The following is a 12,610-nucleotide window of genomic DNA, read 5'->3' on the forward strand; positions in this document are numbered from 1 at the left end:
GATGCATGACCGATCACGCCTTGCTTCTGGTCAACCTGGGTTCCCCGGCCTCCACTTCGGTGGCCGATGTACGCCGCTACCTCAATCAATTTCTGATGGACCCGTATGTGATCGACCTGCCGTGGCCGGTGCGGCGGTTGTTGGTGTCGCTGATCCTGATCAAGCGCCCCGAGCAATCGGCCCATGCCTACGCTTCGATCTGGTGGGAGGAGGGCTCGCCGCTGGTGGTGCTCAGCCGTCGTCTGCAACAGCAGATGACCACACAGTGGAGCCACGGTCCGGTAGAGCTGGCCATGCGTTACGGCGAGCCGTCGATTGAAACCAGGTTGCTGCAGCTGGTCGCAGCAGGGCACAAGCGCATCACGCTGGCGCCGCTCTATCCACAGTTCGCCGACAGCACCACGACCACGGTGATCGAAGAAGCCAGGCGGGTGATTCGCGAGAAGAAACTCGACGTGCAGCTTTCAGTGCTGCAACCGTTTTACGACCAGCCGGAATACATCGACGCACTGGTCGCCAGCGCCACGCCGCATTTGCAGCAGGACTACGATCACTTGCTGCTGAGCTTCCATGGCTTGCCGGAACGGCACCTGACCAAGCTCGATCCGACCGGTAACCACTGCTTGAAAAACGCGGATTGCTGCCAGAATGCTTCGCCGGCCGTGCTTGCCACCTGTTACCGCGCCCAGTGCATGCGCACCGCCTCTGAATTCGCCAGGCGCGCGGGCATTGCCGATGGCAAATGGTCGGTGTCGTTTCAGTCGCGTCTGGGGCGGGCGAAGTGGATCGAACCCTACACCGAAGCGCGGCTGGATGAGCTGGCGAAAAGCGGCGTGAAAAAGATTCTGGTGATGTGCCCGGCATTTGTTGCCGACTGCATCGAGACGCTGGAAGAGATCGGTGATCGCGGCAAGGAACAGTTCCGCGAAGCGGGGGGCGAGGAGTTGGTGCTGGTGCCGTGCCTGAATGATGAGCCGCAATGGGCGAAGGCGTTGGCAACCCTGTGTGAACGAGCGCCGCTGGCGCTTTAAAGCCAAAAGCTTCGCGAGCAAGCCCGCTCCCACATTTGATCTACGGTGCGCTGAAGATCAAATGTGGGAGCGGGCTTGCTCGCGAAAGCTATCTGTCAGACAACAAGGATCTAGACCCTTAAATCAGCGGCTCATCCGCCTTCTTGTTCTTCCAGCCATCATTGCCCGGCAGGATCAGGTTCAGCGCAATCGCCACCACCGCGCACAGCGCGATGCCTTTGAGGCCGAAGTCATCCGGGCCAGTACCGGTGCCGACCAGCACACCGCCGATACCGAACACCAGGGTCACCGACACGATCACCAGATTACGCGCCTCGCCGAGGTCGATCTTGTGGCGGATCAGGGTGTTCATCCCCACCGCCGCGATCGAACCGAACAACAGGCACAGAATCCCGCCCATCACCGGCACCGGAATGCTTTGCAGCAGCGCGCCGAACTTGCCGATGAACGCCAGGGTGATGGCGAAGATCGCCGCCCAGGTCATGATTTTCGGGTTGTAGTTCTTGGTCAGCATTACCGCGCCGGTCACTTCGGCGTAGGTGGTGTTTGGCGGGCCGCCAAACAGGCCGGCCGCCGTGGTGGCGATGCCGTCACCCAGCAGGGTACGGTGCAGGCCGGGCTTCTTCAGATAGTCGCGACCGGTCACGCTACCCACGGCAATCACGCCGCCAATGTGCTCGATGGCCGGAGCCAGCGCCACCGGAACGATGAACAGGATCGCCTGCCAGTTGAACTCCGGCGCGGTGAAGTGCGGCAGCGCAAACCATGGCGCCGCCGCAATCTTCGCGGTATCGACCACGCCGAAATAGAACGACATGGCGAAACCCACCAGCACCCCGGAAATGATCGGCACCAGACGGAAGATGCCTTTACCGAACACCGCTACGATCAACGTGGTCAGCAGCGCCGGCATCGAGATCATCATCGCGGTCTGGTAGTGGATCAGCTCGGAACCGTCGCCCGCCTTGCCCATTGCCATGTTCGCGGCAATCGGCGCCATGGCCAGGCCGATGGAAATGATTACCGGACCAATCACCACCGGCGGCAGCAAGCGGTCGATGAAACCGGTGCCCTTGATCTTCACGGCGAGGCCGAGGAAGGTGTAGACGAAACCGGCTGCCATCACGCCGCCCATGGTCGCGGCGAGGCCGAACTGGCCCTTGGCGAGAATGATCGGGGTGATGAAGGCAAAGCTCGATGCAAGGAATACCGGCACCTGACGCCCGGTGACGATCTGGAACAGAATCGTCCCCAGACCTGCGGTGAACAGTGCCACGTTCGGGTCAAGGCCGGTGATCAGCGGCATCAGCACCAGGGCGCCGAACGCTACGAACAGCATCTGGGCGCCGGACAGCACCGTGCGCCAGAGCGGATCGTTGAACTCTTGCTGCATGCTCACGCGTCCTTCTGCTTGGTACCGAAGATCTTGTCACCGGCATCGCCAAGCCCTGGGATGATGTAACCGTGTTCGTTCAGACGCTCATCGATGGACGCGGTGTAGATGGTCACGTCCGGGTGAGCCTTTTCTACGGCAGCAATGCCTTCCGGCGCGGCTACCAGGACCATGGCGCGGATGTCCTTGCAACCGGCTTTCTTCAGCAGGTCGATGGTCGCGACCATGGAGCTGCCGGTGGCGAGCATCGGGTCGATGATCATCGCCAACCGTTCGTCGATTTCCGGAACCAGTTTTTCCAGATAAGTGTGCGCTTGCAGGGTTTCTTCGTTGCGGGCAACGCCCACAGCGGAAACCTTGGCACCCGGGATCAGGCTCAGCACGCCTTCGAGCATGCCGATGCCGGCGCGCAGGATCGGCACGACGGTGATTTTCTTGCCGGCGATTTTCTCCACCGACACAGTGCCGCACCAACCGGCGATATCGTAGGATTCGAGCGGCAAATCTTTTGTAGCTTCATAGGTCAACAGAGCGCCGACTTCCTGAGCAAGCTCACGGAAATTCTTGGTGCTGATATCGGCGCGGCGCATCAGGCCGAGTTTATGGCGGATCAGCGGATGGCGGATCTCGAGGATGGGCATGGAAAAACTCCGGCGGCGGGCAAAAAAACCGGCCTAGATTAATCTATCCGAGGGTGATGTCCTATAGGACATTGAGTACGTTAGTCCATTAAGGCTTGATTCGACCTCACGGGATGCGTACCTTTGCCCGCTTTTCCGAAAACATCCCCCTGGAGAGCGCCATGTCCGCTGATCTCGAGCATATCCGTCAAATCATGCGAGAGGCTGACTGCCTGTACACCGAATCTGAAGTCGAGGCCGCCATCGCCCGCGTCGGTGCACAAATCAACGAACAACTGGCCGATAGCAACCCGGTGGTGTTCTGCGTGATGAACGGCGGCCTGATCTTCTCCGGCAAACTGCTGACTCACCTGCAATTTCCGCTGGAAGCGTCCTACCTGCACGCGACCCGTTATCGCAACGAAACCAGCGGCGGCGACCTGTTCTGGAAAGCCAAGCCGGAAGTCTCGTTCATCGACCGCGACGTGCTGATCATCGACGACATCCTCGACGAAGGTCACACCCTGGGCGCGATCATCGACTTCTGCAAACACGCCGGCGCGCGCAAAGTGCACACCGCCGTGCTGATCGACAAGGATCACGACCGCAAGGCGCGCCCTGACCTGAAAGCGGATTTCGTCGGCCTGCCATGCGTTGACCGTTACATCTTCGGTTACGGCATGGACTACAAAGGCTACTGGCGCAACGCCAACGGGATCTTTGCCGTTAAAGGCATGTAAGGACCCTGCACTATCCCCTGTAGGAGTGAGCCTGCTCGCGATAGCGATCTGTCAGCAATGTTGATGTTGACTGATACGACGCTATCGCGAGCAGGCTCGCTCCCACAGTTGTTTTGTGTGTGCTGATCCATCCGCGTTCCCCATGCTAGAGTGCTCGGCCCCGCCCCCGGAGCCTGTCATGAGCCTTCTGTTCCGCAGCCTTGCCGCCCTGTTGATGACCCTCAGCCTGCCCCTGGCCGCCGCCCCGGCGCCGATGCACAGTCAATTTCTGCCACCAGACGACCTGACCCTGCGCGATGCCGAGCCCGAGCAGCAACAACTGCTGCAAGTCACCGATTATTCGGTGGTGGTCGGTGCGCAACGCCAGTCCAATCAGCAGCCAATCCCCGTCACGTCGCCGCTGATGATCCGTCTCAAGGGCAAGTCGTTGAACAAGGGCGCGACCATCACGCAAGTGCTGGTCAATTTCGATGGCGAAAGCAAGAGCCTGAAAAAACCGGTTTATGACGACAAGAGCAAGACCCTGACCCTGTATTACCCGCTGGCCCAGTACCGGGTAGTGATCGATCTGCTGCGCAACGACACCGTCTATGTGCAATTCCTCAGTTACGCCAACGGCCACATCTGGGCCGATCTGCACACCGGGGCCGTTCGTTCGCGTTGAGCCTTGTGGCGGGGCAGGGGTAAACTGCCCGCCCCGTGTAATGTCTGCGAGCTGGAGTCGGCAATGCGTAAAGATAAGAAACAGGTGATTGGTGACGAGATCGGCGATGAGCAGATCAAGCTGTTCCTCGATTTTGAACCGGTCGACGCCACTTCGCCGTCGCTGCACAAACTGGTCAAGGCCTATCGCGGCCTGCGCATCGACGATTTCGAACGCTTTCTGACCTTCTTCGTTGCCGCTGGCTACGACGTCGATGGCAAGGATGAGCACGGCAAGACCTTCGTTGAGCTGATCGCCGATCAGCGCAACGCCCCGGACTACATCGAACTGATCGAAAAAGCCCGCGCCTAACACCATCCCTGTGGCGAGGGAGCTTGCTCCCGCTGGGCTGCGCAGCGGCCCCAAGATCTTGTGAGCGCTGCGCACTCAAGCGGGAGCAAGCTCTCTCGCCACAGTGGTCGGTGGTTCAACTAAGTCCTGCCCATAAAAAAACGCCCCGCACTCACTGAGTACGGGGCGTTTTTATGCCGCAAGATCAAGCGAAGCTTGGGGTCTCGCTGCTTTCTTCAACCAGTTCCAAAGCGATGTTGTTCTGCGTGTTGATCTTGCGATACAGCGCAGCATCGGTTTCCAGAACCTTTTCGCGGGCCGGGAAGATCTCCGCCAGTTTGGCCGCCCACTCACCCTTGGCCTTGGCCGGGAAGCATTTCTCGATCAGCTCGAGCATGATCGAAACGGTCACCGAAGCCCCTGGCGAAGCGCCGAGCAGGGCGGCGAGGGAGCCGTCTTTCGCGGCGACCAGTTCGGTACCGAATTGCAGGATCCCGCCCTTTTTCGGGTCTTTCTTGATGATCTGTACCCGTTGGCCGGCCACTTCCAGGCGCCAGTCTTCGGCTTTCGCCTCCGGGTAGAAGCGGCGCAGGGAATCCAGGCGCTGCTCCATCGATTGCATCACTTCGCTGACCAGGTACTTGGTCAGGTCCATGTTGTTTTTCGCCACTGCCAGCATCGGCCCGATGTTGCTGGCGCGAACCGACAGCGGCAGGTCCATGAAGGAGCCGTGCTTGAGGAACTTGGTGGTGAAGCCGGCGTATGGCCCGAACAGCAGGGATTTCTTGCCGTCGACCACGCGGGTGTCCAGGTGCGGCACCGACATTGGTGGCGAACCGACCGCGGCCTGGCTGTAGACCTTGGCCTGGTGGTGCTTGACCACTTCCGGGTTATCGCAACGCAGCCACTGCCCGCTGATCGGGAAGCCGCCGAAGCCTTTGCTTTCTTCGATGCCCGAAGCCTGCAGCAGCGGCAGGGCCGCGCCACCGGCGCCGAGGAAGACGAATTTGGCGTCGACTTCACGGCTGCTGCCGCTGTTGACGTCCTTGATGCTGACGGTCCAGCCGGCGCCGTTGCGCTTGAGGCCGGTCACGCGCTTGCAGTATTTGACCTGGGTGTCCGGTGCGCTGGTCAGGTGCTTGAGCAACTGATTGGTCAGGGCGCCGAAGTTGACGTCGGTGCCATTCATCACGCGGGTGGCGGCCAGCACTTCATCCGGCGAGCGGCCCGGCATCATCAGCGGCATCCACTCGGCCATCTTGGCCTTGTCTTCGGTGTATTCCATGTCGGCGAAGGCGTGGTGCTTGTGCAGCACGTTGAAGCGTTCCTTGAGGAACGACACGCCTTTTTCACCCTGAACGAAGCTCAGGTGCGGCACCGGGCTGATGAAAGATTTGCACGAGCCGAAGGTGCCTTTCTTGGTCAGGTACGACCAGAACTGCTTGGACACTTCGAACTGGGTGTTGATGTGCACGGCTTTCTTGATGTCGACGCTGCCGTCGGCTGCCTGCGGCGTGTAGTTCAGCTCGCACAGGCCGGCGTGGCCGGTACCGGCGTTGTTCCACGGGTTGGAACTCTCCGCAGCACCGGAATCCATCAACTCGACGACTTCCAGCTTGATCGCCGGGTCGAGCTCTTTGAGCAGTACTGCCAGGGTGGCACTCATGATGCCGGCCCCAACCAGAACTACGTCGACTGCTTCGTTATGCGCCATTTAACGCGTCTCCAAAATCTGCAGCACCAAATTGTCGGCATGGCTGCCAGGGAGTGACGGGGCAGGTCAGTTGCGCCCCGGATACCCATGGTCAGGTTCGTCATGTCCGAATCTTCGCAATTTTTCGCAACTTCGACGGATGCATGCGGCCTGGCTTCAAGAGTTGCATGAACTCATTTCAGCACGCGGCTGGCAATTCGACTTATGGTCGAGACATCCGTTTTGTGCAACCAAATCCGTAGCGGACAGGCTTCAGGCTCCGATGTTCGAGGTATCCCCGGTCCTGTGTCGTTGGGCTGTTTCAGACGCTAATGGTGCATGTTCAGACGCAAAACTATTCATTTGCTCGCCACACTCTTGTGAAGTTGTGAAAACCCGTTTTTTTCACGCTCTTTTGAAGACGTGAACCTCAAAAAGGGCTGTCCAGGCCTGGCACCGTGCCCGCAAAGGCAAAACAACGCGGTGGCCGAGCGTATGACAGCTCTGCAGATTCGCGAAAAGCGGGGTTTTGCCGGAAGAACAGGCAAGCGCGCCAACTTCACTCGATCTGTTTGGGCGGCTCTCTGTGGGCGATTTTGATGGCTAATGCTGGGCATTGCCGGTGTTGCGGGGCCCGATCAGGAGACGTCCTTATAATCGGGGGGAGATTGTATCGAAGAAATGCGGGCAGTTGCTCGTGTTTAATGACTTTTATTAGGCATCCGGTCAGATGCTCAACATCGCTTGCACGCGTGCGCGGGGCTGCGACGCTATGACGCGGGCGCTGGCGGGCAGTGGCTGGTGCAACCAGTTGAGACGGATTTCTTCGATTTCCACCCAGCCATCACCCATCGGTTGCAGGCTGCACTGCTTGAATGCTTGGCAATGACCGTTGCGGTCGAGCAGGGCAAAGCTGCGGTGCAGCGGACGTGGAGCGAACAACGAGATCAGATAACGCATGGCCAGGTACCTTGTTGGAGGACTGGTTTGAAGCTTGCCAAGTGGCCGTGACGCCAAGGTGTATGGGCGGTGAATAATCTGTGACAGGAACCGCATTCCCATGGGCGGGTCAGACATTCGAGTATTCACTGTCGAGTGCTGGTTACCCGCAGTGGCCCACCGCTATACTGCCGGCCTGTTTGTGCCTGATTCTGGAGAAAAGAGCATGTTGCAACGCCTGTTGTTCGGTTTGATCACTGTGACCAGTTTGACCCTGGTTGGCTGCGCCCACAGCCCGCAACAACTGAGCCCGGAACCCAAGCTGACCACGCAGTTGGCCCCGGTCGGCCATGGCCAGCAAGTGGTGGTGCGCGTGGTTGACGGTCGTCCGTCGCCAACCCTCGGCACCCGTGGCGGCCTGTACCCGGAAACCAGCGCCATCACCGTGCAGCGTGAGCAGATCCTGCCGAAGCTGCAGGCGCAGGCTGAAGCCGCGGTGCGTCTGCTCGGCTTCACCCCGACCAGCAACGGGATGAACGCGCCGCAACTGACCGTGACCCTGACCGAGCTGAAGTACCAGTCGCCGAAAGAAGGCATGTACGTGACCGAAGCCACCATCGGCGCGACCTTCCGCTCCGATGTGCAGAGCGGCAACCGTCGCTACAGCGGCCGCTACGGTGCTTCGCTGGACCAGCGCTTCGGCATGGCGCCGAACCAGGAAACCAACACCAAGCTGGTCAGCGACGTGTTGAGCGATGCCTTGACCCGTCTGTTCAAGGACCCGACCGTAGGTCAGATCCTCGCCGAGTAAGCTGTTCGGCAGATGTGCAGAAGCCCGACGCCAGTGATGGCGCCGGGCTTTTTTGTGGCCACACAATTTATCTGAATACTCATACAACTGTGGGAGGGGGCTTGCTCCCGAAAGCGGTGGATCAGTCAACTCAGAAGTCGACTGACACTCAGTCTTCGGGAGCAAGCCCCCTCCCACAGGGACAGGCGTGTGTCAGGCAGCCTGGGAGTAGAAGTCGAGCACGCTCACGCCGGTCAGCAGATCAGTCTCCGGCAAGTCCGCGTGCTGATGCCCGCCGAGGGCGCAATACACCAGCCAGTGGCGATCCTGAACATTGAAGGCAAGACTGCCGACGAGGCTCTGTTGTTCGTCGGTCGGGGTGATGAGGTACAGGCGATCCTGGTTTTCGGCGTGAAGCATGTCGCGTTCCATGTGTGTTTCGAGGCGCGCATGGTGGCCGATGTAAATGACGATGCCGTGACACAGGGCAGCCATCGGTCGATTGTCAGATTATTTGTCGCAAAGGGTAGGGTAGTGGAGGCGTGTTTCGGTAGAATCCGCGCCGCGGTCGTCGATCTGGCGCCTGCCACACCGATTCAGTTCCGAGGTCTGTGATGTCGCTGCACTTGATGACGCTGTTTACCGCCCATCCCGCCAAATTGATCAACCTGCTGGCACTGGCACTGGCCTTTCCAGGCAGTTGGCTGCTGCACGCGACCCGCCGTCGTGAACAACGCGCTCTGGCCAGCATCGCCGCTCAACGCCAGGCTCAACCGAATGCCGAACCGATTCTGGATTGGGCAACGCTGCGCATGAACCGCTTTTTCTACCGCTTCGGTTTTGCCTGCCTCGGCCTGGCCCTGATCGTTTCCTGGATCAGTACCCGCTTCTGAAGCGAATGCAAAACCTTGTGGCGAGGGGATTTATCCCCGATGGCCTGCGCAGCAGACCCATGATTATTCAGGCAGAATCCTGGGGCCGCTTCGCGACCCATCGGGGATAAATCCCCTCACCACAGGGGCTCCGCTATGCGTGCTTACAACGGCAACCCAGCCTTCACCCGGTACTGATTACGCACCGGTGTCGCATATTGCAGCACCAGATACGGACGGTGCTCCTCGGGGCAGGCGTCCAGCCGGCGCTGCCATTCTTCCTGTGCCTTGGCCAGCTCATCGGCCGGGAACACCTCGGCGGCCTTCGGCACGTTCAGTTGCGGATCGGCATCGGCCCACATCGCATACGCCAGGTAATGCACCGGGAACAGGCGATAACCGCCGAGAATCTGCTTGTCCATCTCGACCGCCAATTGCTTGGTGTCTTCGAACAGCTCGGTGATCGGCGCGGCGAAGTTCACGTGCACCCGGCCCTTGTAGCCAGTGATGCCCTTGGCGATGCTCACGTCATCCTCGCCCGGTGCCTTGGTGTAGGTGCCGGTGGTGGCGCGGATGTACAACTCGCGGGCCTTGGCCTGATCGCACGGGTCGTATTCGTAGCTGATCGACACCGGTGTCAGGTTCAGCGACTGAATCACTTCGCCGAACGGCTCGTCCTTGCGGCTCATGTGGAACATCTTGAGGATCGCCGACTCGGTGCGGTCGTCACCATCCTTCGCCCGGCCCTCGGCCTGAGCGATCCAGATCGACGCACAATCGTTGCGGATCGAGTGGTTGATGTACGCCGACAGCAACTGATACGCCGCCATCTTCTCGCGACGCCCGGTGATCGAGCGGTGCACGATAAAGCTCTTGTTCAGGCGCATCAGGTCGCTGACAAAAGGCTTTTGCAGCAGGTTGTCGCCGATCGCGATGCGCGGGGTCGGCAGGCCGGCGTGGTACACGGCATAGTTGACGAAGGCCGGGTCCATCACGATGTCGCGGTGGTTGGCGATAAACAGGTAGGCGCTGCCGGACTTGAATTGCTCGACACCGGTGTAGGTCACGCCATCAGTGGCGCGCTCGATGGTGTGGTCGACGTAAAACTCGACTTTGTCCTGCAAAGTGGCCACGGAGGTCACGTCGGCAAACTCACGACGCAGCCGATGGGCTATAAGTGGTTTGAGCATCCAGCCGAAGGCACCGGCAAAACGCGGGAAGCGGAAGTGGGTGAGGATATCTAGAAACGCCTTGTCGCCGAGCAGTCTTGCCAGTACCGCAGGTACTTCGCTGTCGTCGTAAGGTCGGATGGCATCGAATTCGCCCATCATGCTCTCTTGTTGGAAACGGCTAGGGTAAGTAAAGGTTTTGATCGAAAACCAGCGGGGCACGGTCTGAAAAGGTAGCCAGACAAAAATAGCCCTGCAAATAGACCGGCGATTATACGCACAAGTCACCTGGGAGACCGCGATGCTGGAAAGCGCACTGTATGAATGTCCGTATTGTGGTGAAGAGGTCGAGACGACGGTGGACTTGTCCGGCGGCGATCAGACCTACATCGAGGACTGTCAGGTGTGTTGTCGACCGATCACGTTTGTCTTGCAGGTGCATGGCGAAGATTGGTTTCTGGAAGTTTTCAGAGAAGACGAGTGAGGGGGCGCCCATGCAGCGAATCTACGAGCCGGAAAACCTGATGGAAGGCGAGATGCTCAAGGGCATGCTTGCCAGTGAGGGCATCGAGGCGCACCTGGTGGGCCGGGATCTGCTGGGCGGCACCGGGGAATTGCCGATTTTCGGCCTGCTCGGCCTGTCGGTCGAAAACGACCAGGCCGAATACGCCCGCGAACTGATCACCGCGTACAATGCCGCGCTGCCGCTGCCCGGCGATGAACCGGAGAGCTTCCCCGGGACGCTGGTCTGTTAGGCTGACGTTCGTTTTATTTTTGAGTCGTGTTGCGCCATGTGTGGACGTTATGCCCTGTTTCGCTGGAACCGCGATTTCGCGGCCCTGCCCGGATTTCCCGCCGATCAGCAGGCGCAGTGGAACATTTCCCCCAATGATTCGGTGTTGATGCTGCGTGCCGAGGCTGACGGCCAACGCACGCTGGCCCGCGCCCGTTGGGGCCTGACGCCGCCGTGGCTGACCGATCTGTCGCGTACCCCGGCGCATGCCCGGGCCGAAACCGTCGCCGAGCAACCAATGTTCCGCGAGGCGCTGCGCCTGCGTCGTTGTCTGTTGCCGGCCAACGGTTTCTACGAATGGCGCGGCAATCTGCGCAAGCGCCCGTACTGGCTGACGCCGGGGGAGGGCTCGTCGCTGTTTTTCGCGGCGATCTGGGAGGCGTATCCGGTGCAGGAGCAGGTGTGGCTGAGCACCGCGGTCATCACTCAGCCGGCGGCCAGTCAGCGCCGACCTTTGATTCTCGATGAGGCGGGGCAGGCGGCATGGCTCGATCCTGCGACGCCGCTGCATGTGCTGCAGGGCCTGCTCGCCAGTGAGCCCGCAGCGTTGCGCGAGCGGGTGTTGGCGAATCTGATCAATGATCCGAAGCTCAATGGGCCGGAGTGCCTGACTCCGGGTTGAGTTGATGCTGTGCCGCCCTCTTCGCGAGCAAGCCCGCTCCCACAGGTTTTGTGAACGCCGCAAAATTACTGTGGGAGCGGGCTTGCTCGCGAAGGGGCCTTTGGATCAGACCTTGAACTGATTGATCAACCGCCGCTGCTGCTCCGCCAATTTAGTCAGGCCGGCACTCGCCGAACTCGACTCATCCGCGCCGCCCGCCACTTCATTCGCCACCTGACCGATATTGATCACGTTGCGATTGATGTCATCGGCCACCGCGCTCTGCTCTTCCGCCGCACTGGCAATCTGCGTATTCATGTCATTGATTACCGACACCGCCTGAGTAATCGTCTCCAGCGCCTCGGCCGCTTTCGCCGCGTGCTGCACGCTTTCGTCGGTGCGGTTCTGGCTGTCCTCCATGACCCGCACCACATCGCGGGTGCCCTGTTGCAGTTGCTGAATCATGGTCTGGATTTCTTCGGTGGCCTTCTGGGTCTTCTGCGCCAGATTGCGCACCTCGTCCGCGACCACGGCAAAGCCGCGACCCTGCTCGCCGGCCCGCGCCGCTTCGATCGCCGCGTTCAGCGCCAGCAGGTTGGTCTGCTCGGCGATCCCGCGAATCGCGGTGAGGATCGCGTTGATGTTCTCGCTGTCCTTGGCCAGCGTCTGCACCACGTCCACCGCTTTGCCGATTTCCAGCGCCAGCGCACCAATCGAGTTCGACGTATCACGGACGATCTGCATGCCCTGACCGGCGGCCTGATCCGCATGGCTCGCTGCCTGAGCCGCTTGGGTAGCGTTGCGCGCCACGTCCTGCGCAGTGGCGGTCATTTCCTGCACCGCGGTGGCGACCTGATCGATCTCGGCCATTTGTTTCTGAATGCCGATGTTGGTGCGGATCGCGATGTCGGCAGTGTGCTCGGAGGAATCGCTGACGCTCTGCACCGACGTCACCACCTGCGTGATCATCGCCTG

The 12,610-nt window shown here is 60.3% G+C and carries 16 protein-coding genes; 9 read left to right on the forward strand and 7 right to left on the reverse strand.

Annotation, left to right across the window (positions count from 1 at the left end; all coding sequences use genetic code 11):
• Nucleotides 1–5: 5 nt before the first annotated feature.
• Nucleotides 6–1,031 carry a ferrochelatase gene (gene hemH, locus JFU48_RS12295; RefSeq protein WP_201136612.1) on the forward strand — a complete coding sequence of 342 codons (1,026 nt, stop codon included), beginning with the start codon at nucleotides 6–8 and terminating at the stop codon, nucleotides 1,029–1,031.
• Between the two features lie 118 nt (nucleotides 1,032–1,149).
• On the opposite strand, the gene JFU48_RS12300 is transcribed toward hemH, so the two are convergent.
• Nucleotides 1,150–2,424 (reverse strand): uracil-xanthine permease family protein, encoded by a 1,275-nt coding sequence (locus JFU48_RS12300; RefSeq protein ID WP_003228120.1) that lies wholly within the window; start codon nucleotides 2,422–2,424, stop codon nucleotides 1,150–1,152.
• A 2-nt stretch (nucleotides 2,425–2,426) separates the two neighbouring features.
• Nucleotides 2,427–3,065 carry a uracil phosphoribosyltransferase gene (gene upp / locus JFU48_RS12305; protein WP_007912842.1) on the reverse strand — a complete coding sequence of 213 codons (639 nt, stop codon included), beginning with the start codon at nucleotides 3,063–3,065 and terminating at the stop codon, nucleotides 2,427–2,429.
• 161 nt (nucleotides 3,066–3,226) lie between these two features.
• On the opposite strand from upp, the gene JFU48_RS12310 reads away from it, so the two are divergent.
• The 3 genes from JFU48_RS12310 to JFU48_RS12320 all read left to right on the forward strand — a co-directional run bounded on the left by JFU48_RS12310 (nucleotide 3,227) and on the right by JFU48_RS12320 (nucleotide 4,799).
• Nucleotides 3,227–3,784: a hypoxanthine-guanine phosphoribosyltransferase gene (locus tag JFU48_RS12310; protein WP_003228116.1), complete on the forward strand. Its 558-nt coding sequence runs from the start codon at nucleotides 3,227–3,229 to the stop codon at nucleotides 3,782–3,784.
• Between the two features lie 178 nt (nucleotides 3,785–3,962).
• Complete coding sequence (locus tag JFU48_RS12315) at nucleotides 3,963–4,448, forward strand: hypothetical protein (RefSeq protein ID WP_201136613.1); 486 nt, start codon at nucleotides 3,963–3,965, stop codon at nucleotides 4,446–4,448.
• Between the two features lie 63 nt (nucleotides 4,449–4,511).
• Complete coding sequence (locus JFU48_RS12320; protein ID WP_003228112.1) at nucleotides 4,512–4,799, forward strand: PA4642 family protein; 288 nt, start codon at nucleotides 4,512–4,514, stop codon at nucleotides 4,797–4,799.
• A gap of 184 nt (nucleotides 4,800–4,983) precedes the next feature.
• On the opposite strand, the gene mqo is transcribed toward JFU48_RS12320, so the two are convergent.
• Both mqo and JFU48_RS12330 read right to left on the reverse strand, forming a co-directional pair.
• Nucleotides 4,984–6,492 (reverse strand): malate dehydrogenase (quinone), encoded by a 1,509-nt coding sequence (mqo, locus tag JFU48_RS12325; RefSeq protein ID WP_201136614.1) that lies wholly within the window; start codon nucleotides 6,490–6,492, stop codon nucleotides 4,984–4,986.
• A 705-nt stretch (nucleotides 6,493–7,197) separates the two neighbouring features.
• Complete coding sequence (locus tag JFU48_RS12330) at nucleotides 7,198–7,431, reverse strand: hypothetical protein (protein ID WP_007912834.1); 234 nt, start codon at nucleotides 7,429–7,431, stop codon at nucleotides 7,198–7,200.
• Nucleotides 7,432–7,636: 205 nt separating this feature from the next.
• Here JFU48_RS12330 and JFU48_RS12335 point away from each other — a divergent pair, with 205 nt between their 5' ends.
• On the forward strand, nucleotides 7,637–8,221 hold the full coding sequence (locus JFU48_RS12335) for a YajG family lipoprotein (protein ID WP_003228101.1): 585 nt from the start codon (nucleotides 7,637–7,639) through the stop codon (nucleotides 8,219–8,221).
• 192 nt (nucleotides 8,222–8,413) lie between these two features.
• Here JFU48_RS12335 and JFU48_RS12340 read toward each other — a convergent pair whose 3' ends face one another.
• Complete coding sequence (locus tag JFU48_RS12340) at nucleotides 8,414–8,620, reverse strand: hypothetical protein (RefSeq protein WP_027612213.1); 207 nt, start codon at nucleotides 8,618–8,620, stop codon at nucleotides 8,414–8,416.
• Nucleotides 8,621–8,814: 194 nt separating this feature from the next.
• Here JFU48_RS12340 and JFU48_RS12345 point away from each other — a divergent pair, with 194 nt between their 5' ends.
• Nucleotides 8,815–9,093 (forward strand): hypothetical protein, encoded by a 279-nt coding sequence (locus JFU48_RS12345; RefSeq protein WP_003228098.1) that lies wholly within the window; start codon nucleotides 8,815–8,817, stop codon nucleotides 9,091–9,093.
• 143 nt (nucleotides 9,094–9,236) lie between these two features.
• On the opposite strand, the gene JFU48_RS12350 is transcribed toward JFU48_RS12345, so the two are convergent.
• Nucleotides 9,237–10,400 (reverse strand): 1-acyl-sn-glycerol-3-phosphate acyltransferase, encoded by a 1,164-nt coding sequence (locus JFU48_RS12350; protein WP_003228096.1) that lies wholly within the window; start codon nucleotides 10,398–10,400, stop codon nucleotides 9,237–9,239.
• Between the two features lie 142 nt (nucleotides 10,401–10,542).
• Between JFU48_RS12350 and JFU48_RS12355 the strand changes: the two genes are divergently transcribed.
• The 3 genes from JFU48_RS12355 to JFU48_RS12365 are packed head-to-tail and all read left to right on the forward strand — an operon-like array spanning nucleotide 10,543 to nucleotide 11,656.
• Nucleotides 10,543–10,725, forward strand: a complete 183-nt coding sequence (locus JFU48_RS12355; RefSeq protein ID WP_003228095.1) for a CPXCG motif-containing cysteine-rich protein — start codon at nucleotides 10,543–10,545, stop codon at nucleotides 10,723–10,725.
• Between the two features lie 10 nt (nucleotides 10,726–10,735).
• Nucleotides 10,736–10,996, forward strand: a complete 261-nt coding sequence (locus JFU48_RS12360; protein ID WP_003228093.1) for a putative signal transducing protein — start codon at nucleotides 10,736–10,738, stop codon at nucleotides 10,994–10,996.
• 36 nt (nucleotides 10,997–11,032) lie between these two features.
• The gene (locus JFU48_RS12365; RefSeq protein ID WP_045122631.1) at nucleotides 11,033–11,656 is read left to right on the forward strand and encodes an SOS response-associated peptidase; all 624 of its coding nucleotides are present in this window, start codon (nucleotides 11,033–11,035) and stop codon (nucleotides 11,654–11,656) included.
• Between the two features lie 105 nt (nucleotides 11,657–11,761).
• Here JFU48_RS12365 and JFU48_RS30540 read toward each other — a convergent pair whose 3' ends face one another.
• Nucleotides 11,762–12,604 (reverse strand): methyl-accepting chemotaxis protein, encoded by an 843-nt coding sequence (locus tag JFU48_RS30540; RefSeq protein ID WP_400508457.1) that lies wholly within the window; start codon nucleotides 12,602–12,604, stop codon nucleotides 11,762–11,764.
• Between the last annotated feature and the right edge of the window lie 6 nt (nucleotides 12,605–12,610).

The sequence above is a fragment of the Pseudomonas sp. TH49 genome (assembly GCF_016650625.1).
Classification (GTDB): domain Bacteria; phylum Pseudomonadota; class Gammaproteobacteria; order Pseudomonadales; family Pseudomonadaceae; genus Aquipseudomonas; species Aquipseudomonas fluorescens_H.